Annotated in this window: 22 protein-coding genes; 13 read left to right on the top strand and 9 right to left on the bottom strand. The window is 46.4% G+C overall.

All coding sequences use genetic code 11. The features are described from left to right. Positions 1 to 3: 3 nt before the first annotated feature. Both JOY44_RS28395 and JOY44_RS28390 read right to left on the bottom strand, forming a co-directional pair. Positions 4 to 933 carry a ParB/RepB/Spo0J family partition protein gene (locus tag JOY44_RS28395; protein WP_171576782.1) on the bottom strand — a complete coding sequence of 310 codons (930 nt, stop codon included), beginning with the start codon at positions 931 to 933 and terminating at the stop codon, positions 4 to 6. Further along, positions 930 to 1,688, bottom strand: a complete 759-nt coding sequence (locus JOY44_RS28390) for a ParA family protein (protein ID WP_242541937.1) — start codon at positions 1,686 to 1,688, stop codon at positions 930 to 932. Before JOY44_RS28390 ends, JOY44_RS28395 begins: the two co-directional genes overlap by 4 nt. Before the next feature lie 133 nt (positions 1,689 to 1,821). On the opposite strand from JOY44_RS28390, the gene JOY44_RS28385 reads away from it, so the two are divergent. Beyond that, entirely contained in the window at positions 1,822 to 2,928 is a 1,107-nt protein-coding gene (locus JOY44_RS28385; RefSeq protein ID WP_171576780.1) for a PDDEXK nuclease domain-containing protein, read from the top strand. 135 nt (positions 2,929 to 3,063) lie between these two features. Here JOY44_RS28385 and JOY44_RS28380 read toward each other — a convergent pair whose 3' ends face one another. Both JOY44_RS28380 and JOY44_RS28375 read right to left on the bottom strand, forming a co-directional pair. Next, the gene (locus tag JOY44_RS28380) at positions 3,064 to 4,089 is read right to left on the bottom strand and encodes a tyrosine-type recombinase/integrase (protein ID WP_242541941.1); all 1,026 of its coding nucleotides are present in this window, start codon (positions 4,087 to 4,089) and stop codon (positions 3,064 to 3,066) included. Further along, positions 4,052 to 5,242 (bottom strand): transposase, encoded by a 1,191-nt coding sequence (locus JOY44_RS28375; RefSeq protein WP_171575788.1) that lies wholly within the window; start codon positions 5,240 to 5,242, stop codon positions 4,052 to 4,054. Before JOY44_RS28375 ends, JOY44_RS28380 begins: the two co-directional genes overlap by 38 nt. A 389-nt stretch (positions 5,243 to 5,631) precedes the next feature. On the opposite strand from JOY44_RS28375, the gene JOY44_RS28370 reads away from it, so the two are divergent. The 7 genes from JOY44_RS28370 to JOY44_RS28340 all read left to right on the top strand — a co-directional run bounded on the left by JOY44_RS28370 (position 5,632) and on the right by JOY44_RS28340 (position 9,017). Next, positions 5,632 to 5,940 carry a DUF4058 family protein gene (locus tag JOY44_RS28370; protein WP_171576779.1) on the top strand — a complete coding sequence of 103 codons (309 nt, stop codon included), beginning with the start codon at positions 5,632 to 5,634 and terminating at the stop codon, positions 5,938 to 5,940. Beyond that, the gene (locus tag JOY44_RS28365) at positions 5,940 to 6,434 is read left to right on the top strand and encodes a hypothetical protein (protein WP_171576778.1); all 495 of its coding nucleotides are present in this window, start codon (positions 5,940 to 5,942) and stop codon (positions 6,432 to 6,434) included. The genes JOY44_RS28370 and JOY44_RS28365 overlap by 1 nt, the downstream gene beginning before the upstream one ends. A 9-nt stretch (positions 6,435 to 6,443) precedes the next feature. Beyond that, entirely contained in the window at positions 6,444 to 7,139 is a 696-nt protein-coding gene (locus tag JOY44_RS28360) for a hypothetical protein (protein ID WP_171576777.1), read from the top strand. A 280-nt stretch (positions 7,140 to 7,419) separates the two neighbouring features. Then, a complete protein-coding gene (locus tag JOY44_RS28355; RefSeq protein ID WP_171572405.1) occupies positions 7,420 to 7,935 on the top strand; it encodes a helix-turn-helix domain-containing protein in 516 nt (171 codons plus the stop codon). Further along, positions 7,932 to 8,477, top strand: coding sequence for a hypothetical protein (locus JOY44_RS28350; RefSeq protein WP_171576776.1), 546 nt, complete (start codon positions 7,932 to 7,934; stop codon positions 8,475 to 8,477). Before JOY44_RS28355 ends, JOY44_RS28350 begins: the two co-directional genes overlap by 4 nt. Beyond that, positions 8,380 to 8,592: a transposase gene (locus JOY44_RS28345; RefSeq protein ID WP_242541936.1), complete on the top strand. Its 213-nt coding sequence runs from the start codon at positions 8,380 to 8,382 to the stop codon at positions 8,590 to 8,592. Before JOY44_RS28350 ends, JOY44_RS28345 begins: the two co-directional genes overlap by 98 nt. A gap of 140 nt (positions 8,593 to 8,732) precedes the next feature. Continuing rightward, positions 8,733 to 9,017 carry a hypothetical protein gene (locus JOY44_RS28340; RefSeq protein ID WP_171576775.1) on the top strand — a complete coding sequence of 95 codons (285 nt, stop codon included), beginning with the start codon at positions 8,733 to 8,735 and terminating at the stop codon, positions 9,015 to 9,017. Here the strand turns inward: JOY44_RS28340 and JOY44_RS28335 are convergent. Further along, positions 8,998 to 10,614, bottom strand: coding sequence for a GAF domain-containing sensor histidine kinase (locus JOY44_RS28335; RefSeq protein WP_171576774.1), 1,617 nt, complete (start codon positions 10,612 to 10,614; stop codon positions 8,998 to 9,000). The two genes, JOY44_RS28340 and JOY44_RS28335, sit on opposite strands and share 20 nt — an antisense overlap. A 421-nt stretch (positions 10,615 to 11,035) precedes the next feature. On the opposite strand from JOY44_RS28335, the gene JOY44_RS28330 reads away from it, so the two are divergent. After that, positions 11,036 to 11,713, top strand: coding sequence for a response regulator transcription factor (locus tag JOY44_RS28330; protein ID WP_171576773.1), 678 nt, complete (start codon positions 11,036 to 11,038; stop codon positions 11,711 to 11,713). Between the two features lie 134 nt (positions 11,714 to 11,847). Beyond that, positions 11,848 to 12,357, top strand: coding sequence for a DUF2721 domain-containing protein (locus JOY44_RS28325; protein WP_171576772.1), 510 nt, complete (start codon positions 11,848 to 11,850; stop codon positions 12,355 to 12,357). 40 nt (positions 12,358 to 12,397) lie between these two features. Here JOY44_RS28325 and JOY44_RS28320 read toward each other — a convergent pair whose 3' ends face one another. After that, the gene (locus JOY44_RS28320; protein WP_171576868.1) at positions 12,398 to 14,638 is read right to left on the bottom strand and encodes a glycosyltransferase; all 2,241 of its coding nucleotides are present in this window, start codon (positions 14,636 to 14,638) and stop codon (positions 12,398 to 12,400) included. A gap of 262 nt (positions 14,639 to 14,900) precedes the next feature. Here JOY44_RS28320 and JOY44_RS28315 point away from each other — a divergent pair, with 262 nt between their 5' ends. Both JOY44_RS28315 and JOY44_RS28310 read left to right on the top strand, forming a co-directional pair. Then, positions 14,901 to 15,827 carry a transposase family protein gene (locus JOY44_RS28315; RefSeq protein ID WP_197985628.1) on the top strand — a complete coding sequence of 309 codons (927 nt, stop codon included), beginning with the start codon at positions 14,901 to 14,903 and terminating at the stop codon, positions 15,825 to 15,827. Between the two features lie 449 nt (positions 15,828 to 16,276). Then, positions 16,277 to 16,732, top strand: a complete 456-nt coding sequence (locus JOY44_RS28310; RefSeq protein WP_171576771.1) for a hypothetical protein — start codon at positions 16,277 to 16,279, stop codon at positions 16,730 to 16,732. Between the two features lie 414 nt (positions 16,733 to 17,146). On the opposite strand, the gene JOY44_RS28305 is transcribed toward JOY44_RS28310, so the two are convergent. Together JOY44_RS28305 and JOY44_RS28300 are read right to left on the bottom strand one after the other, a co-directional pair. Further along, positions 17,147 to 17,884, bottom strand: coding sequence for a DUF4079 domain-containing protein (locus tag JOY44_RS28305; protein WP_171576356.1), 738 nt, complete (start codon positions 17,882 to 17,884; stop codon positions 17,147 to 17,149). A gap of 111 nt (positions 17,885 to 17,995) precedes the next feature. Further along, positions 17,996 to 18,361 (bottom strand): hypothetical protein, encoded by a 366-nt coding sequence (locus JOY44_RS28300; RefSeq protein ID WP_171576355.1) that lies wholly within the window; start codon positions 18,359 to 18,361, stop codon positions 17,996 to 17,998. A gap of 448 nt (positions 18,362 to 18,809) precedes the next feature. On the opposite strand from JOY44_RS28300, the gene JOY44_RS28295 reads away from it, so the two are divergent. Then, on the top strand, positions 18,810 to 19,337 hold the full coding sequence (locus JOY44_RS28295) for a GrpB family protein (RefSeq protein WP_171576770.1): 528 nt from the start codon (positions 18,810 to 18,812) through the stop codon (positions 19,335 to 19,337). A 33-nt stretch (positions 19,338 to 19,370) separates the two neighbouring features. Here the strand turns inward: JOY44_RS28295 and JOY44_RS28290 are convergent. Next, a protein-coding gene (locus tag JOY44_RS28290; RefSeq protein WP_171573486.1) for an IS630 family transposase occupies positions 19,371 to 20,503 on the bottom strand; the annotation gives its coding sequence in 2 pieces (ribosomal slippage) (positions 19,371 to 20,074 and positions 20,074 to 20,503; 1,134 coding nt in all). Between the last annotated feature and the right edge of the window lie 25 nt (positions 20,504 to 20,528).

Here is a 20,528-nt window from a genome sequence, read left to right as displayed (position 1 = left end):
AAGCTATTTTTCAATTAAACTTTCCAACTTTTTCAACAGCTTATCTATCTCTTCGCATTTTTCTGAATTCTCCAGCAATCCCTTACGCCGGATAGCTTGCTCAATCTTAGAAATTCGACGATTAAAATTCAGCGGCTCTGCTTTAGAAAGAGACTTTGGTTTTACTTCTTCTTTGATCTGAGCTAGAGAAAGATCCTCAACGATAGCCTTCTCTAGAAGCTGCTGGCGTTGGTTGGAATCTTTAAGTTTGGCGATCGCCCTGGCTTTTGTGTATTCTAGTTGACCCGTCCTCAAAGCACCTAAGACTTCTTCGGGCAGATTCAGAAGGGGTAAGCGGTTGGTTCTAAAGCTTTCAGAACTTAGTGTTCCTACTATAGCAAACACCTTTTCTATCTCATCTAAATTCTTGCGGATAACGTTATCCGCAACTTCCTCCCCTTTGCGCTTTGCGTGAGCTGCGATATTTAAGGTGCTGATAATTTCTTCTCTGGAAGTCTGTAGTGTAATTGCTAGCAAGTCAAGAATGCCTTCAGTTTCCTCGACCGGATTGAGATCTTCGCGCTGTAAATTCTCGATTAGAGCAATTTGAAGCGCTTGTTCATCGTCTAACTCTCGAACAGAAATCGGAACTTCTTCAAGTCCGGCTTCTTTAGCCGCCCGGTAACGCCGCTCTCCAGCTACTAGTTCATACTTGCCGTCTGGTAAACCTCTTACTAGAAGAGGCTCCAGAATGCCATGCTCTTTCACTGACTGTGTAAGCTGCTCCATCTTGATGGGATCAAAATATCGACGCGGTTGTCGGTGGGGAAGTCTGATGTTTTCAATAGAGATTGTGTTGCTTGACTTCTCAGCCTCTTTTTTGCCTCCACTACTTAGGAACGCATTGACTCCACTTAAAGCTGAGTATTGGGTTCTTTGTCGCTTTGTGCTCAAGGTAACTTCTCCATGTCTTTCGCTATTTGATTGAGAATGGTAATTGCTGGATGCTTTGGACTAAATATGGCTAGTGGTAATCGCTCTTGAGAGGCATCTGGGAAAGCTGTGGAGCGTGGAAGCGGTGGATAAACTTTCGTAATCGCTGAAAGCTGACTTTCAAGGACCCTGAGGGCTTCCCGATCCTGTAATGTTCCTTTGGCATAGATAGTCGGTACGACTCCAGCAAGTTCAAGCTTATGATCGATCGCATCCCTAACATCAGCGATCGTTTGAAGAACTAGATTTGTCCCCTGGATGCTTTTGAATTGAGTTTGACTTGGAACCAAAACATAATTGGCTGCAACAAGGCTTAAAGTACTCAACATTCCTAAACTAGGTGGCGAGTCGATTAGGATAAAATCATATCGATCCGCTATTTTATCGATTGCCTGTTTGAGCCGTAGCTCACGCCGGAGTACTGAAGATAACTGCATTTCCGCCGCACTCAGCAGAATATTGGACGGAACCAAATCCATGCCATGTATGTTGTCATGGATTGGTAGATTCTTCTTGTCAAGAATTGCATCCTTTACGGTTAATTCCTGTTCAGTTGGATCTATTCCCATAAAAATTGTGAGGCTAGCTTGCGGGTCCATGTCAATCAGGAGGACTTTCTGTTTTTTCCGTTGCCCTAACTGATACCCTAAATTCATGGTCAGGCTTGTTTTACCAACGCCACCAGCTTGGTTAAAGGTCGTAATTACTTTTGCCACTAGGTGAACCATAAATTAATTTCTAAGATTTAGTCGTCAGAGCGCCTGAAGCGCAGTTGATCGATTCTGAGATGAATCATACTAAAACAGCTACCGTTTGGAGCGATGATTTTGTTAACTGTTGGTGCGAATCGTGACTAAGCCAGGTTTTCTCTCTTCTCCCGATAATTACGTTTCTTTCTTCAATGACTTAAAGCAGCGTATCCGTCAGGCTCAAGTTAAAGCCGCATTAGCAGTCAATCAGGAACTTCTGTTGCTCTATTGGCAAATTGGGAAGGAGATTTTGGAACGCCAGCAAGCAGAGAAATGGGGATCGAAGATCATTGATCGGTTAGCAAAGGACTTGAAGTATGAGTTCCCAGATATGAATGGCTTTTCCCGCTCTAACCTCAAATATATGCGGTTGTTCGCTCAATCATACGCAGAAGATCAAATTAGCCAAGCGCCGCTTGGCGAAATTCCCTGGTACCACAATATCGCTCTTCTAGAGAAGCTTAAAAATGCCGAAGAACGTCTCTGGTACGCCCAAAAGACGATTGAAAATGGCTGGAGTCGAAACGTCTTGGTCATGCAAATTGAATCTGATTTATACCGTCGTCAGGGGGGAGCAGTTACTAATTTTGCTTACACTTTGCCTCAACCTCAATCTGATTTAGCTCAAAATCTAATTAAAGATCCCTATAACTTTGATTTTTTGACTCTTAAGGAAGGCGCACAGGAGCGAGAGCTTGAACGGGCATTAGTGGATCATATTCGAGATTTCTTGTTAGAGCTAGGGGTAGGGTTTGCCTTCTTAGGCAGTCAGTATCCAATTCAGGTAGATGGCAAAGACTATAGGCTAGACTTGCTTTTCTATCATGTCCAACTGCGCTGCTACATCGTAATTGATTTGAAGATGACCGAATTTGAGCCAGAATTTACAGGCAAAATGAATTTCTATGTGTCCGCAGTGGACGATTTACTCCGTCATACGGATGACCAACCGACTATTGGACTGATCCTATGTAAATCCAAAAGTAAAACAACAGCCGAATATGCACTCCGTAATCTCAATACACCAATAGGTGTATCAACTCATAGGTTGCCCAAGCAATTAAAAGACAGTTTACCTTCCATAAAACAGTTGGAAGTTGAATTAGAGGCAATTATTTCAGAGATTGACCGTGATAAAAGCCCCTCGGTGTTAGAGGATTCTCAACTGGCGCTGGATAGTTCTAAGCAAGACGAGAATTCCCCATAGCAGCAGATAATTTTGCCGAACTGAAGCTATTCCTCCACAAAGTAGTATCGCTAATTGCAGCAATCTTTTCCCAGTTTTCGTAAACACATAAATTTACTATCCTGGGCAATTGATGGGATTGCGAGGGCTTTACGATCAAGTTAATGATCTCGATCCATCCTCCTCTAGCTTGATCGCATTTTCCATTCCCATGACTTCAACAAACGCCTTTTCTGCCGCTTGTTGGTCTGCCGCCCTAGTGTAGCGCCGAAAGTTTTGCACCGACTTATGCCGAGTCAAAGTCATCACATGATACGGATTCATCCCCTTCAATACGAGATTCGTGGCAAACGTATGCCGGAACTGATGAGCATGAAAATCAATTCCCGTCTGCCTTGAAATCATATCCATCACCTTGCGAATCCCGTCATAGCCCAGTCGCTGCGAGAGATTGCGCCGAGAATGGGAAACAAACAGCGGACGCTCTGGCAATAATATTTCCCCCGTCAATTCGCGCCACTGGAGATACCGCTCTACCGCTTCCTTTCCTTGAGGTGTCAGTGGAACCCATCCCTTACTATCTGCCTTCGCCTCCCGGATGCGTAACCGTCGCCCGTCATAATCTTCAAGATTTAACATGGATACCTCTTCAGCCCGTAATCCATGCAACAGCACTGTAATCAAAGCAATGTTCCGCTCTGGCAATGAACTAGCTAACGCTGCTTCAACAATCTTCTGTACCTCCCCATCCTTAAGATTCTGTGCCTCCGGTTCCGTTAGCTTCGGCAGATCCACTTCCGTCGTCGGATTGATACTCACATAGCGAGAACGCACCATCCACCCAGAGAAGTTTTTCAGCGTTCCCAAAATTCTTCTGACCGTCGCATCCGAAAGCGATCTCCGACCTGTTTCTAAATCCTGCCGCATCAAATGTGCCTTGAACTGAGCCACTTGACGAGGCGTAATCTCTGCCCACCCCTTGTCCGTCCAATTCAGAAAACACTGTAAGTCTTGCCGATAAGCTTTCTGACTTTTGGGAGCCAGCGATCGCGCCTGCAAAAACTCATCTACCCGCAAACTCCTTAAATCAGCAAGTTGACTGGTCTGACCTGGTTGACTGACACATCTTTTCGACTCTAGCCTTCTAAGCAGTGCTGAGACTTTGTTCCAGAGAAATCGCACAATCAACAGTCGTGCATCTGAAATAGAGCGGTTGTTGCTGTGCCGCTTGAGATTTAGACGAAATGCAGGGAGCAGGGTCAAGGGCAGATTTGAGCGCCAGAGTCGTGGGCAGTCCCCAACCTTGCACGAGGGCTTTGCGAATCCAATGCCAGCCAATCTTGAAATAGCTACTGCCCCGAAACCAATGCGGGTCAACCTGACGACGCTCACCTCGCTCCACCACTGCTGTGCCAGCACTGGTCAAATAGAGAGTGGCAACGGCGAGTACCAAGCACAAGCGTGAGAGCATGGCAGCAGAACGGATGTGGGAGGATTCAAGTTGAAAACCGTTGGACTTATCATCCAAAAAGTTCTCCTCAATATCAAACCTCAAGCCGTATTCAACAAAGGTTTCGGTCGTAGTGGGTTGGTCACTAACGACATACCAACGTTCCCGACTGGGATAGTGATGAGCTAAGGCTAGATGCACCAGCCCATAGCGAGCTTTAGTGATCTTGACTTGATGCAGAAACAGGGCATGACTGGTCGATAGCGTGTAGAACGAGATGGGTGTACCCTGCTGACCGCGATACACCAGAAAGTTGGACTTGACCCGAATCCGGTAGTGCCAGCCCAAACGATGCAGGTGTTTGAATAACTCCACGTCAGCAAAGCCTCGGTCTGCCAAAAACAAGACTTCAACCCCTGCGGGCAATACCTCAACGACGGCATCCAACAGCGGAGCGTAGGTGGCATAAGCAACGGTACTGCTAGAATGCTTCAGCACCTTCCAGACCACTGGAATTCCTCGTCCTCGGTATACGACCACAATCCGGATCACACAGTATTGCTCCCACAACCGGGTCGTATCGAGTGCCAGAACAATGCGCTCTTGCTGCCAAACCGATAGGGCATATCCAATCAACCGGGCATATAACGAATGCTCGTGTACCCGCTCATTCCCAAGCCACCGTGAAAATCGCCGTTGCGTACTCTGAGCATAAACCGCACGACTTCGCACATAATCGCTCCATGCCGTTAAGCTGATTTGTCCGCTTGCAACCAGTCCTGCGACCATCCAGACCAGAGGGTACAAGTGGCGCTGATCTCGCCAGCGACAGTGTTGACCCAGCAACGCTTGCAGCGCATCATAGAGGCGAGGGGTGTTTTCCATAACGACTTCTGTTGATGTGGTAATCCTCAGAGTACTTGGATTTGCCCCTCTTCCAAGTTTTTGTGTCAGTCAGCCAGCTGGTCTGACTCAATCGGGCAGCATCAGACTGCCCCGGGATTGACTGGAGCGGAACAATAATCGGATCAGGAATCGATTTCCGTCGTGTCATAGGAAAATTTGCAGAGAGTATCACAACAATCGAGCATCCGGTGAATTTGAGCGATCGCCGATTCAACAGGTGTTCGGGGTGAGCGATTCAAAATCCATGCTTGATTATATTCCGGATAATAACCATTATCTGGAATATGATGAGGCTCAGACGAAGTTAGGATTTTGAGCTGAGATTAGAAACTATAATGCTCTCATACTGCCTATTCGGGAGTCTTGCCATGCCGTCACCTTTTCCTGGGATGGATCCCTACTTGGAAGGCTATCTGTGGGTCGATGTCCACAATGCCTTAGCCAGTAAAATTCGACAGCAGCTTGCTCCTAAAATCCAACCGGGCTACACCGTGCCGCTATGTCTCCCGGATGTTGATGCGCCACTGGATTTAGCGGCTGCCCTGCGTGACATCTACGATGAGGTGTTTTATCACTTGTTGATCGACTATCGTGAACTTTCTCCTAAACCCGTGCTAACAGCAGACGCTTTAGGGTGGGTAGATGCCTTACTCGCACCCTTGAGAACCGAGGTGTAATGTCTAAAAGAGCCTTACCAGAGAAATGCCGTAAGTGTGCGACCTTGTCAGCGGAGCAGGCACAGGCGTTGCATGGGGCAGAAGGCGATCGTTGCTGGAACCCGGCGGTTTGCTATAGTCGCAGGTCGTATGCCAGAAATCGCGAGCGCATTAATCAGACTCGCAGCCGCAAACGCAAAGAAGGGGAATTAGAGCAGATTTCAGTGGAATTTGAGCCACTGAGTCGATTGGTGTTTGGGGTGCTGGTGGTGTATCGCAAAGCGGGAGTGGACACGCCTGTTCATGCGATCTCAGCAGAGATTTGGCAGGGACAGGAGAAGGTGGCGATTGTGCCAACCGTGCATTGTGCGGGTATGGTGCCGAGTCAAGTGCATCAGTATGTAAACAAGATGTTGAGTGTCTTGGAGGAGCGATACGGCATTAAAAAGTTTGCCAGTCAAATGCGGCTTGACCCGGAGTTATGTGCATCCCGTCCCTGTCCACTGCATGGGTGAGATTAAGAGATGAGGCAGATTGAGCAATTAGAGTTGGGGTTGTGGGAGGTGCTAAAGGAAGCAGCGATCGCACCCGATGAAGCAGATGTGGGACAACTGCTGGATGGGTTGGATGCGGCGTTGTTGTCATTGGATACAGTGGGGCAGTTACAGGTAGCAGCAGAAGCGATCTCCCAAATTGCTCAGGTCTTTTGCGATCGCTCTACGCTGGCGTTTGAGGAATTGGAGGCAACAACCAGCGATGAGGGTCCGGTGATGCCAACCGAGGCGTTCGATCAGTATGTCCGCCAAACAATGGAGGTGGATTTCGACCAGTTCATCAAACCTTTGGCGACTCTACCTAGAAAAATTACAGAGCGGCAAGCGATTGCGGAGGGTGATTCAGTAGTTGGGGAATTAAATCGAACCACAGTGCTGCAAGTGCTAGATCAACAGATGAGTCAGGAGCCAGATCTTACGGAAGCAGAAATCTTCAACCGTACGTTGGCTTTAGCCCACGACGAAGATGTGGCAGCGTGGGCAAGGGCGATCTCCCGGTGGATGGGAGATCACCAGATGGCAACAATTCCTTTAGTGCAGCTTCAGCGAGCAATGGGGATACCCTTAATCCAACTTTGGTTGGCTTTGCTTTTGGGAGGATACTCCATGGAACAACGCGGGGAGTTTTATGAAACTGGACAGCTTTGGATTCTGGGACGGGATTGAACCGCATCTCAACCTTTATGAGCCATAAGACCCAACAACCTTGGAAATCGATTATCATCTGCTGCAAAACTTGTCTGAGGCTTTGGAGTGGTTTTTGGCACCTCATACCAATTTAGATAGAGTAAGCGGCAAAGGACTAGACTGAGCGGAGTTGTTTGGATGGTCTAGTAATGGCTGGTGTAACGTCAATAGACGTGAAAGAAAGTTTGGATGATACCAAATTAAATTGGAGCCATTACAGATCAGATAAACTGAGCGATGTAGAGGTGAGAGTCTAACAATGGCTGGAGTAAGCGCAATCGCAATTAAAGAAAGTCTCGAGGAGCTAGGCACCCGTTTGCGAGCGGTTGAACAGCCGATACTCAAAGAGCGATTGCAAGTGTTGTACTGGCTCAAACAAGCGCACGCACCGAGTGTCAGTCAGATTGCGATTGCAATTGGCAGGCATCGGGGCACGGTGCAAAAATGGTTAGCCCTGTACCGAGCGCAAGGATTAGAAGCATTGCTGGTGGTTAAACCCACTCCAGGAGGAGGCAACCGGGTGATTCCAATGTGGGCGGAGGTTGCCTTAGCCAAGCGATTGCAGGAACCGAGCAATGGGTTTAGCAGCTATGGGAAGGTGCAGCAGTGGCTGTTAGAGAGTTTAGGGGTAGAAGCCGAGTATCATGCGGTCTACCAGATGACGCGCTATCGACTCAAAGCGAAACTCAAGGTCGCCCGTCCTCAAAACATCAAGCAGAACCGAGTCCAGCGAGAGGCATTTAAGCAAACCTCGCAGACGACCTCGACTTATTGAGTCAGTACTATCGGCAGGTGCGCCAGGATGAGCGACCGATTCGTTACTTCGCACAAGATGAGAGTCGCTTTGGACTTCACACGCTCATCGGACGATTAATTACGGCAGTTGGGGTTAAACCCATCGGGGCGTGGCAATGGATATTCAAAGCATTCTGGCTATACGGTGCTGTGGAACCTACCACAGGAGAGTCCTTTTTCTTGCAATTCTCCCATGTCGATACCGCATGCTACCAATGGTTCTTAGATGAGTTCTCCAAGGCTTACCCCGATAGTCTCAACATCCTGCAAGTGGATAACGGACGGTTCCACAAAGGCAAAGACCTTATTGTGCCAGAGAACATTATAGCGGTTTTCTGTCGGATGAGGTACGGGCAGAATAATAGAGAGCAAGGGTTTGAGCCTTTAGTTTGTACCTCACAGGAGCCGGAAACGCTATATCTTGGTGTTTCAACCGCCTTACTGCCCAGAGTTAAATCCTATCGAGCGTTTATGGGAACATCTCAAGGCGGATCTCAAGTGGGCTGCGTTCAAAACGCTTGACCAACTGCAATCCAGGGTTGATCAACTCTTAGCCCAGCTAACCCCTCAAGTGATTGCTTCCCTTACAGGCTACCCCTTTATCCTCAATGCACTATCTGTCATTGACACCATTTAAATTGGTATGACTTGGCCCAACAGTTCCGCTAAGCGGATACGCCAACCGTTAAAGACCAATTGCAAGTGCTCTACTGATATTTTGGCTATATGGTGCTGTGGAACCTGCCACTGGAGAGTGCTTTTTCTTGCAATTTTTCCATGTCGATAGCCGAGTGCTATCAGTGGTTCTTGGATGAGTTCTCTAAGGCTTACTCAGAGAGTCTCAACCTGTTGCAAGTGGATAACGACCAGTTTCACAAAGGCAAAAATTTGATTATGCATCGAGTTCGACACAAGCGTTTCGGGTTGCGATTTAACCTGATTGCAGCGATCGCGAACTGTGAACTTACCCTCTCTTCTTTATTCACCAAAAATTCTAATGTATGTGTTTACGTTTCACTAAATATTGAAGCTCAGGCAACGCCTACGCGATCGCAAATTTAATGCTTACTTGGGTTCCTTCCGCCGCATTAGAGGTGATCATCAGTTCTCCAGAATGGGCATCTATGATGCGTTTTACGATTGCCAATCCCAATCCTGTTCCGCAAGATTTTGTAGTGAAAAAAGGTTTCATTATCTTTGGCAGCGTTTCGGGAGGAATTGGATTGCCGCCATTGTGTATCCGAATGTAGACCGAATTAGTCGTTAAATCTGGTTCTACAGTCCATGTGATTCTTGCATCTGCATTGGCACTTTCTATTGAAAGTGCTTGACAAGCATTGTCTACTAAATTGATAAATACCTGCTTCAGTTTATCTTTATCGGCTAAAACCCTGATGGGATAGGGTGCTGGCACAAAGTCAATTTTTCGGCTGATTGCAGGCATCATGCGAATGCTTTCCAACGTATCGCCAATAAATGCATTGACCTCTAACTCGGAGAGCTGAAGCACTTGTGGTTTTGCGTAGAGCAAAATTTCCTTCAACAGGTTACGAATGCGGTCTGCTTCTTCTAACGATAAGTTGAGCCGCTCTTGAACTGATTCTGGCAATTCTATCGACTTGATTGCATCCAGTCCCATCAGTACCGTAGTTAGAGGATTGCGAACTTCATGCACGATCATGGCGGCTAATTCGCCCACTTCTGCCAAAGCGGCGATCGCTTTCCCCATTTCCTGCTCAGCTTGTCTGCGTTCCGTAATATCCTCAGCAATTCCGGCAATGCGGTAAACATGTCCTGAATCATCGCGCACCGGAAATGACTGATCTCTAATTAACCGAATTGAACCATCAGCGCGAACAATGCGATATTCTTCATCCACTTTTCCCTGCCCAAGCCGTTGTGCTTCTAGCATTCGGGTGCGATCGTCAGGGTGAATGGAGGCTGCCCACAGGCTGCAATCGTGAAGCCACTGCTGACAGGATTGTCCCCACACTTGTTCAAAAGCGGGGCTGAGATAAAGGATTTGACCGTCGGGTCTGCGTATCCAAAAAACTTGCTCAATATTCTCGGCAAGCTGACGAAACTTTTCTTCACTTTCTTGTAGGGCAATTTGGGCTTGGCGACGGTCTTTAATTTCTGCCTCAAGCTGTTTGTTAACTTGCTGCTGTTGCTGATAAAGGTGGTAGTTATCAATCGCCGTTGCGGCCCGTTCAGCAAACAATTTTGCCAGTTGCACTTCTGCCTCAGTGAAGTAGCGCGGTTGATGCTGAAATGAACAAATAGTGCCAATTACTTCACCCGCCGGAGTCCGCAGAGGAACTCCTAAATAAGCTCGATAACCTTCTGGCGCATTGCCATAATTTGTACAGGTTGTGGCATCTTCTACCACCAAAGGCTGCCCTGTCTTAACTACGGTTCCCGTTAAACTACCGTGTAAAGAATACATCTCATCGGCTGATTCTCCCAAATTAATGGTGCTTGCCAAAATGCGTTCGGAATCATCTTTGCAGAATGTGACCACCGACCAATCTAGTTCCATCAGTTCGCTCAATCCTTGAGCAACTTCTTGCAGATAGCTGCTAAGCTCTCCTGTGCGGTAGCTCAAGGAGGAGAGAACTTCTAATACAGTCTGCTGCGGGTGCTTTGAAGTTGCTGTCACTACTTTCTGTTTGCTTAATTAAAGACTTAACAATTTGTGGTTAAAACCTTTGTTATCGGAGACTTATATCTCTAGAAAGTATACTTCTTAGAACCAAAATCTTATAAAGGCAGGTAATTTCTTATAAAGGCAAGTAATTTTCAAAAAATTGCTGACTTACCTTGTGCAATGCTCTAGATTTAGTTTCTTCAGCAGTTTTTAATCTTCCTCTCAGCGTCGAATGAAGCTTCAGTTACACACTGTAAATAGATAAAAAGTTTCTAAAAAATTACGAAAGAACGTTTGAAATGACCTGTATCAAAGGTGTTATACCTGCGACAAATTTTCAAAAAAATCAAATTATTAAGTCCGTACACTCATTTCCTTCAATCATTCAAACTACGGCACAACACAAGATCATGCTCATCTCAGGAGCTAAACGATGACCGCACATATTCTATTGGTAGAAGATGAAGTCAAGCTAGCTCGGTTTATTGAACTAGAGTTGAGCAGCGAAGGCTATCGCGTGAGTGTGGCGCATGATGGCATGTCAGGATTATCTTTGGCGCGGGAATCGAAGCCAGATTTAGCGATCTTAGATTGGATGCTACCCGGTTTGACGGGCGTTGAACTCTGTCGTCGGCTGAGGGCAACGGGTAGCAAAGTTCCCGTCATTTTGTTGACTGCACGAGATGATGTGGGCGATCGCGTCGCGGGTCTAGATGCCGGAGCCGATGATTACGTCGTCAAACCCTTCAGTATTGAGGAACTCTTGGCAAGAATTCGTGCCCATCTACGCCGCACTCAGGAAACGGACGAAGATCTATTGCAGTTTGAAGACTTGATCTTAAATCGCCGCACCCGCGAGGTCCATCGAGGTCAGCGGGCAACAGATTTAACCGCAAAAGAATTTGACTTGCTTGAATATTTGCTCAGCCATCCTCGTCAGGTATTTACCCGCGACCAAATTTTAGAAAAGGTCTGGGGATATGACTTTATGGGCGATTCTAATATTATTGAGGTTTACATTCGCTATTTACGCTTGAAGCTAGAAGAGAAGGGTGAAAAGCGCCTGATTCATACCGTGCGTGGCGTTGGCTATGCCTTGCGGGAGCAGTAGTGATCATAATAAAACTGGGATAACAGCCCGTAATATTTAAGCAGAATAACGCTTGCCCAGTGTGATCATTTGATGACAGATTTACTGCTATCCAGTAGAAGAAAGAGTTGTTCCATACACTGAAAAAGCGCTCTATGACTAGTGAAACAATTGTTAAGGCGATTAGTCTAATCCTTGCACCTGTTGTGATGATTACCGCTTGTGCCATTCTGCAAAATGGTCTGATTGCTCACTACAGCGGAATTAGCAATCATCTGCGCTCAGTTAATCAAGAGATTTTGAGTCTTTCTGAAATTGATTTAAGCAGCAGTCCTTCTAGAGCCGCGCATCTTCACGATTTAGAGCATTTGTTACTGCCGGATTTGTTTCACCGTAATCATATTGTGCATACCGTCTTGGAATGGGTTTATACTGCTGTTCTTGTGTTGATAGTCGATATGTTTGCAATTGCAATTGCGATCGCGACAGGTATTAGTTGGTTATCCCAAGTGGTGTTGATCATTTTTTTGCTTGGAGTTGGAATGTTGTTTTGGAGCATTATGCTTGTTTCGCATGAACTTCACACCTCTCATCGATCGCTCCAGATTGAGGTGCATCATGCTTGTGAATTGTGTCAACCAAAACGACGAAATCAAAGGCATTGACTTTCGTAGTTATTGCGACAGCAGCCTGAAATTGCCCATCTCAAACTTTTGATACAGCCACTACGCTGACATCAGGATTGCGATCGAAGACAAACCGGGGTCTGAGAATGATCCTACACAGCAGCCAGAGCGATCGCAATTCTCCTGGAGAACAACGGCTTTTCCATTGACCGGGACGGCAAAATAGCATTTCAACTAGTTGTCGCTGCTGTTTGAGGCTAACTTGCTCAAACATAACTCGCACTGTTGACTGTTCATCTTTAATACTCGTACAGGTTGCCCTGCCTTGAAGGACTAACTTATTTTCCAAAATCTCTAGCTCGACTGGAATTGATGTAGTCGTAGCTTGACCCTTCAGGCTCTGTGACACCATTGGAAAGCCTGCTTGTGTCAGAATCACCTGGGCACCCACCTCTGAGATGGCGCTTGTGGTGCCCCAAAATGTTTGTTCCCCTATGTGCAACCGCACTGTTCGATGGAGATCAAACCATTCATGCAGATTAGGACGTGGAACATCGATCAACACAAGTAGAGAAGTTCCCAATATCAACAGGTTGTAGATGCTCCAGAGCAACCCTAAATCGAAACCCTTCATTTTCTCAGCCATCACGGGTGACATGCCAGGTTGCCACATGCCAATCGCTAAGTTAATACCCAAGTTAATCCACAAGCTGAAAGCACTGGCGATAAACACAATGATCAAGGGCAACGCCAACTGCCAGTTAAAGAAAAAGTGATCGCTGGAAGTGCCCTTGGGCGTCACCTTAAAGCCTTTGCCAAATGGATTCAGCATCGTTTTAATCACGGTCAACGCTAGCGGAAAGCACAACACGACTGAATAGACATCTGCGAGCAAGGCGGATCGCGATTGATAATTGAGCCATGAGAACACGCTCAGATTAACCAGGTAATAGGGCACAAAGAAATACAAAATATCGGCACCCGTTGCCCGTAGGGGAATCACACCCAAAAAGGAATATGCCAGCGGTATTAGCAGAAAGCCTACGCGAGAAATGCTGGTAAACCAATGCAGCAGCCCTTCTAGATAAGCAAGCCGCTGGACTGGGCGTAAACCCGGAATCGTTAAGGGATTGGACTTCACAAAAAACGCCTGCAAGGTTCCCTGTGCCCAGCGAACTCGCTGCAACGCTTGATCTGCCATACTTTCAGCTGCTAAACCCGCACTCAGCTTTTCATTTAGATAAACCAGGCGATGCCCCTGTGCTGCCAACCGAATGCCCGTGAAAAAATCTTCACTCAGGGATTCTGTGACGAAAGAGCCTGTTTCTACTAAGGTAGAGCGCCGCATCACAAAGGATGTGCCAGAGCAAACGACTCCTCCAGCACTATCTCGGATGGGTTGAATTTGGCGATAAAACACTTCTTCTTCGGGTGTGAGGATGTGTTCCAAGCCCAAGTTGCGGGCGATCGGATCAGGGTTGTAAAACGTTTGAGGCGTTTGCACTAACGCGACTCGCTGATCTTGAAAGAAGCCGACTGTGCGAGTCAGAAAGTTTTTTGTAGGCACAAAATCTGCGTCGAAGACTACGATGAGTTCTCCACTGGTATAAGCGAGCGCATGATTCAGGTTTCCGGCCTTAGCATGAAGGTTATCCGGTCGGGTGATGTATTCACACCCCAGTTCCGCTGCTAGCGCCTGCACTTCTGGACGATGGGTATCATCTAGCAGATAAATTGTTTTAGGGCTGTATTCTAGTGCCTGACAGCCAATGATGGTGCGTTGAAGGATGAAAGGAGGTTCATTGTAGGTGGGAACCAGGATATCGACACTGGGTGTGAAAACACCGTTGATTACATCCATTGATAATAAATCGGCTTCAGGTCGGCGAGTTCCTTCAGGATCATCTTGCGAACTGCGGACTTTTACCAGCAAGGTCAGTTGAATGATGGTGCCTGTCAGAGTCAATAACTCTAGAAAAAACAATCCGAGGCTGAATACGCCGTTAAGCGGGGTACTGAGATTGAGGGTGGAGAGCGATCGCCAGAGCAAGTAGCGAAGGGTCAAAATTGCCAAAATACTAATCACCAGGTTTCTTGACCAGGTTCGCGGTTGAGGAGTCAGCCGCATCACTACCAACACGACTAAGAACAACGCCACTGTCCAAAACAGCAGATATTGCCCAACCATCATTGGCGCTTCAATCCACATGGGTGGATTTTCTTGAAGCTGGTTCAAAGTCTGAAAAATTTGGTTAATTGTTCCTTGTTTAGCAAACCAGGCGGCAATGATTGCACCCGATACAACTACGCTTCCTACCATGATCACTGTGGCAAGCTGAACGCGAGAAAACTGCTTCCAAATACGCTGCCGAAGTTTTGTATCAGGCTGAATATTCACTGGGTTGCCCTGAAATAAAGCTAAACGAGCAATTCCATTATGATGGCTCAAGATGAGAAGAGCCTGAAGAAGATCTGAGTTCGTCCTGAAGACTTCTGTTTATGCGATTCGATTCAGTGCAATAGACTTAATCGGAAATAGAATAGGATGCGAAAAAGATAACGCAAGTCGAACGGAACCAGCGATGTTGAGCTATAGCAAAGTTCAAGGTAAGCCCTACGTGTTGCAAAGTCTCACGGGATTAAAGCCTGCGGAATTTGAGCAATTGCTGGAAAGCTTTGAGGTGGCATGGCAAGAATATATCGAACGGGAATACATTAAGCGACCTCGTGCCCGTCGCTATGGGGGAGGACGACACGCTGAGGTGTCCAGCAGTGCAGACAAACTGTTATTTATTTTGGTGTACTTCCGAGTGTATCCCACCCAAACGGTGCAAGGGTTTTTGTTTGGGATTGGACAAACCCAAGCCTGGGAATGGATTCACAAGTTGAGCCGAATATTGAATCAAGCATTGGGCTATGAGAAACAATTACCGGAGCGAGAACCCGCACGGCTAGAAGCGGTGTTAAGGGAGTGTCCCAGTTTGGAGTTCATCATCGACGGCACTGAGCGCCCGATGAATCGGCCAAAAGACCCAGAGCGCCAGCAGGATTATTACAGTGGCAAAAAGAAGCGTCATACGATGACCAACAATATCATCAGTGAGCGGGGGGGAAAGGTTGTGTTTTTAAGCGACACCTACTGTGGCAGTGTGCATGACAAAGCCATTTGTGACGGCGAGGAATACCAGTTTCCACCCGGCAGTACCTTGTGGCAAGACAGAGGGTTTCAAGGGTTTGCACCCCCTGGAGTGACGATTAGACAACCGAAGAAAAAGCCTCGAAACCAGCAGTTAAGCGACCAAGATAAACACCACAACCGGGAGATTTCCAGCGAACGAGTCGAAATAGAACATCAAATCAGTGGCATCAAACGCTGCAACATTGTGGCACACAAGTTTCGCAACCGAACTGGCTATTATGCGGATGATGTGATGGAAACTGCCTGCGGACTGCACAACTTTCGGCTCACTCATCGTCAACTCACCCATCCTCAACTCAAAACCGCCTAAGCTTAAAATTGCTAGAAGTACTCTCTTGTCGTGCTTTCTAGTGCTTCGCTATTTCCAATAATGTCTAATGTAGTAATTCTTGTTCAAAAAAGGTATAGAAACTTCTAAAGTAAATACTTTGCCGATGAGTAGATTTATTTAGAAGACTGCTACCTTATCTGCTTAAGGCTTCTCTGTCGGTACCAGAAATTAATCTATTTGAATTGCCACTCTTATAATTTTTTTATAAAAGTTTACCCAACAGATAGATTCAAATTAGTTTGTTCTTTAATTTAATACCAAGATATTGTATTTTCTCATTAACTAATCATATTGCTTTACTCTGTTTTTAAACTCCCTCTCATTCGGATTTCTTAGATTTACTTTAATTTGTAACTTACTAGATGTGCTTAGTGTCTCAAATTGACTAAAGGCATCTAATCTAACGAATAGTTTAAGGAGTTTTTCCAGTGAAAAGACTTGTTTATGGCATTGTGTCTAGCTTGATAATTGTGTCTGTGGCTGTACCTGCTACAGCCAAAACGCCGACTTTTGTTATCGCCCAGCAAGACGCGACGATACAGCGGATGTTTCGGGAACTGCGAGTAGTTACCGAAGATATGCAAGAGATGATGACACAAATGAAACTGATGATGGCAGAAATGAAAGCGCTAACTTCTGTGCCATCCGGAAAGCCTACAACAACGAACGATTTATATAGGCAGCAACAGGTTCTGATACAGCAAATGGAGATACTGATTGGTAGGACGAGGTTAGGTACCATTCAGCCCAGAACAATAAGTACATCGACCGTGCAAGAAGTTCAGCAGCAACAACAAGTAATGATGACTGAGATGAAGGAAATGATGGCAGAAATGAAGAGGATGATGGCAGCCTATCGGGGGCGAGCCACCGACCGTAGGTAATAGTATGAACTTGCAGCAGAGAACCTTAAAGGTAAAGTCGTTGCGAAGCGAAAACAGCCTACTCTGCTGCAAGGGTTAGACGACATTTTTAGCGAGATCGCTTTCAAGTTCAGCAGCAAAAAAGAGTGTTGGCGTAGCCTGTGCAGAGTCCATATCGCCGACTCACAATAAAACTGGGTTGTTATCCGTTGATAGCGGGTTTCGACTTCACTTATCCACCGCGAGTTGAGCGAAGTCGAAACTCAATCACAACTCAACTCAATGATGCCAATTTGATAAATATCTGTCGCTGCATATTAACCCGGCAACGAAAGTTGCAAGAAGAAAGCTAAAATCCTTAGGGGTTTTAGCCTAAAAAATGTAGGAGCAATTATTGCCACGTTAATATCTTCCTCGTCCGTCTTCAAGCAAGTATTATTTAGCTATTTGAGGGGCAGGCGCTGCTTGAACCGTACAAGGTTTCTTATCGCATTGCTGCCCATAAAGTTGATTAACATAGGGTTCTTGCCATGCGAGGGGAACTTCCAGTAGTGATTGGGTTCCAGTAATGCCCTGACCCATGAAAATGAGCACCGCAATGGAATTGAGAACAATGTGAATGGTACGCCAGCGGTTGGTTCTATCTTGGTAAATCTCGCGCAAAATTGCCAGAGAAAAAATCATTAATAGTGCCGCAGTGATGCCGTAATAGTAGTGAGAAAAGTACCACTGATCTGTTTTGCGATAGATACCATCTTGACAACCAAGCACAACCAAACTCATGCCTGTGAGAGTTGCAAATACTCCTCGCCACAGTCGTGTTTTTGCACGGTAAAGCAACGCTAGAGACGCGATCGCAACGCCAAAAATTATGATAATTATTCCTACCTTAAGTGGGCTTTGATCCCAAACTTTTTGATCAAAAATATTGCTAAAGATGTCATAGGCTAATGCTAATAGAACAATTCCTACTACTGCGCCAGTCAGCCAACGACCAAGCTGTACATGCTCCTGTCCTGCACTTGGAGGAATTTTGCTCTTCTCTCCGCTAGCAGTCTGCAATCGACGTTGCCGTGTTTGAAGGGCGCGATTCAGAACAATGCCAATGAGTGGGAACACAATCACTACAGCGGCGATCGGATGTAGCAGCAAGATCACATCCCTGAATTCCATATACAACCTCTCTTGAATTGGGGTGATTCTGATAAAAAGCAGCTAGGAAAAAGAAATTGTATTTTCTTCTGACTCCTAGCTTCTAAATTTTGATTTTTTTGACTGTGTGCCCTACTTCACTTCACTGGCAAGAAACTGAGCCACTTTTCCCTTCTTCACTGCAACCACCACGTCAAAATGCGCACAGTATGAGAAGGTCACATCGTTGGCTTTGTTATATAGGTTGACCACATGACCTCCTCCACCTGGCTGAATGCCGATTGGATCTAACTCTCCGAAGAAAAATCGACGGAGTTGATCGCCACCGCCGATTTGCCCTTTATTTTTAGTGATTAGGGCGATTTTTTGTTGAGCAGTTGGCATTTCAGCCGCAGTGGCTACTTGAGTCAATGAAGGATGCACTGCCGTTAATGAAACATCTCCAACGGTAAATAATCCAACCACTGCAAGACCTGTAAGCAAAGAAGCTAATTTCATGGGTTACTCCTGACTAACTGTTGAATCGTGAGATGATTTTCTTGAGTAAACCTTACTGGCTCACTGGTTAAAAGCATCTCAGTCAGCACTGAAGCCTATCTGAAGTAAGAGCAGAAATCTCCTGAATGTAGTCGTAAAAAACTCTCAGCTTGAATTCAGCTTCTTCTCAGATTGCGATCGCACCACATCTACAGACAAGGAGATTTGCTGACTCATCGCTATAAGTAGCGCGATCGCGTTAGTCCCAAAAGTCTTTCGCCTCATGCAAACCAATTTCTGAAAATATACGGAAAAAATCCTGATAATCCACTTGGCAGGGTCATTATGCAGAAACAGTCCAATGAATTAATAGTTAGCTGGCTTCGGGTCTAGGTTGGAGCGGTATTAGATTGTCTGTAGAAGGGTTAGCATTGGGTTGGCCCAGTTCATATCGACAAGTTGCAGACCGATGGATGAAATTATCATCACTGATTACAACCCAAACTGGGTGCTACTTTTTGAACAAGAAGCTGTAAGCATTCGGGCGTTTCTAGACGGAGATCTCATCACTCGTATTGAGCATTTTGGCAGCACAGCAGTTCCAGGGTTAGCGGCGAAGCCCATTATTGATTTGTTGGTAGAGGTACGCTCACTTGCAGAAGCAAAACAAGTTGCAGTTTCTCAGCTAGAGTACCTGGGTTATGCTTACTGGGTTGATAATCCTGACCCCCAGCGGATGTTTTTTGTGAAAGGTTTACCCCCCACCGGTCCACGCACTCACCACATTCACATGGTTGAACCAGATAGCGAATTGTGGGAGCGTTTGTTGTTTCGAGACCACCTTCGCAAGCATTCAGACGAAGCCGAACGTTATGCAAGATTGAAGTACAATCTTGCTCAACGCTTTTTCAGCGATCGGGAAGCGTACACAACAGGCAAAGTCGAGTACATCGAGTCTGTGATGCAAAAAGCTCGACAACACCTAGCTAACCCATAAGTGCAGCGGATTGATGGGTATCCTAGTGTTTAGTCAATTATTAATAGACGGGTAAAGCCGCTTTAATTTCACCCTGGCATCCGCCGTCGCAAAGCGCCAGTCAATCCAGGTTTCCTCATGATTGCGGTTGTCCTGCCAAGCTGCAACTTCCCGCTTGAGCACATCCATATCAGGAATGCGACGATCCAAACATTGACGACTCAAAATACTCAGTTCAATTTCAGCCATGTTTAACCAACTGCCATGCTTAGGAGTATGACAAAACTCCAAGCGGCTCAAAATTCGCTGCGCTTCGGTTGGCTCAAAGGCTTTGTAAAGTGAAGCGGGTGAATGGGTGTTGAGATTATCGGCAATGACGATCACTTTGTCGGCTTGGGCATAATCTACATCGACCAAGGTTTTGAGCAAGTGGGCATAATCGAGGGCTGTGCGTTGCTTTGTCACTTCCACCCGCCGCCATCCCACCATCGGTTCACTCACCATAAACAAGTTCGCTGTGCCGTTGCGTTCATACTCATAATCGACCCGTTCCGGTTGTCCCCGCTCTGCTGGCATGGGAACGAGGGTTTCTTTGACTAATTGCTTGGTTGCCTCATCAATGCAAACCACTGGAACGTTGGGGTTATAAGCTGTTTGATACAGGTCCAGCACTGCTTCCATTCGCCAGACAAACTCTGCGTTTTGCTCCGGTGGAATTACCCAGCACTCTTGCCGCCAGGGTTGCAGTTCGTTTTTTTCAGCACTTGTCGCACGCTTTCATGACTCAACTGTTCGACATACCCCAGTTCCACCATTTGATCTGCCAATAATCGCAACGTCCAGCGCCCCTTTCCCTCGGGAGCCTCACTACATCGCAATGCGATCAAATGTGCCTCACTTTCCCCATCCAACTTTCTTTTTCGTCCTCCACCCGGACGGCTTTTAAGCGCAGCTTCCAGACCTTCTTCGACAAATCGTTGCCGCACCCGCTCAATCGTTCGCAAACTAATGTCAAAGGCATCTTTGATGTCCTGGTCACGCCAACTCCCGTTCGGTTGATTGCAATCCGCTTTCAGAAGAATCCGCGCATGATTGATCGTGTAGGCAGCTCGTTTGCCGGTCGTGACCAGTTGTTCGAGAGACTGCCGTTCTGTTTCGTTTAAGTTAACGATGTACTTTTTAACCATACCAGCACCGTTGAAAGGACTGACT

It is taken from the genome of Leptolyngbya sp. Cla-17 (genome assembly GCF_016807185.1).
GTDB lineage: Bacteria > Cyanobacteriota > Cyanobacteriia > Leptolyngbyales > Leptolyngbyaceae > ULC077BIN1.
Note: the sequence above shows the minus strand (reverse complement) of the source record. Positions and strands in the feature narration are given on the sequence as shown.

Coding starts and splice junctions, on each gene's coding strand:
- JOY44_RS28300 (WP_171576355.1), bottom strand. CDS start 18,361: ATGAAATTAGCTTCTTTGCTTACAGGTCTTGCAGTGGTTGGATTATTT.
- JOY44_RS28315 (WP_197985628.1), top strand. CDS start 14,901: ATGTTGAGCTATAGCAAAGTTCAAGGTAAGCCCTACGTGTTGCAAAGT.
- JOY44_RS28355 (WP_171572405.1), top strand. CDS start 7,420: ATGGCTGGAGTAAGCGCAATCGCAATTAAAGAAAGTCTCGAGGAGCTA.
- JOY44_RS28295 (WP_171576770.1), top strand. CDS start 18,810: ATGGATGAAATTATCATCACTGATTACAACCCAAACTGGGTGCTACTT.
- JOY44_RS28360 (WP_171576777.1), top strand. CDS start 6,444: ATGAGGCAGATTGAGCAATTAGAGTTGGGGTTGTGGGAGGTGCTAAAG.
- JOY44_RS28375 (WP_171575788.1), bottom strand. CDS start 5,242: ATGGAAAACACCCCTCGCCTCTATGATGCGCTGCAAGCGTTGCTGGGT.
- JOY44_RS28340 (WP_171576775.1), top strand. CDS start 8,733: ATGTCGATAGCCGAGTGCTATCAGTGGTTCTTGGATGAGTTCTCTAAG.
- JOY44_RS28365 (WP_171576778.1), top strand. CDS start 5,940: ATGTCTAAAAGAGCCTTACCAGAGAAATGCCGTAAGTGTGCGACCTTG.
- JOY44_RS28370 (WP_171576779.1), top strand. CDS start 5,632: ATGCCGTCACCTTTTCCTGGGATGGATCCCTACTTGGAAGGCTATCTG.
- JOY44_RS28305 (WP_171576356.1), bottom strand. CDS start 17,884: ATGGAATTCAGGGATGTGATCTTGCTGCTACATCCGATCGCCGCTGTA.
- JOY44_RS28330 (WP_171576773.1), top strand. CDS start 11,036: ATGACCGCACATATTCTATTGGTAGAAGATGAAGTCAAGCTAGCTCGG.
- JOY44_RS28320 (WP_171576868.1), bottom strand. CDS start 14,638: ATGGTAGGAAGCGTAGTTGTATCGGGTGCAATCATTGCCGCCTGGTTT.
- JOY44_RS28325 (WP_171576772.1), top strand. CDS start 11,848: ATGACTAGTGAAACAATTGTTAAGGCGATTAGTCTAATCCTTGCACCT.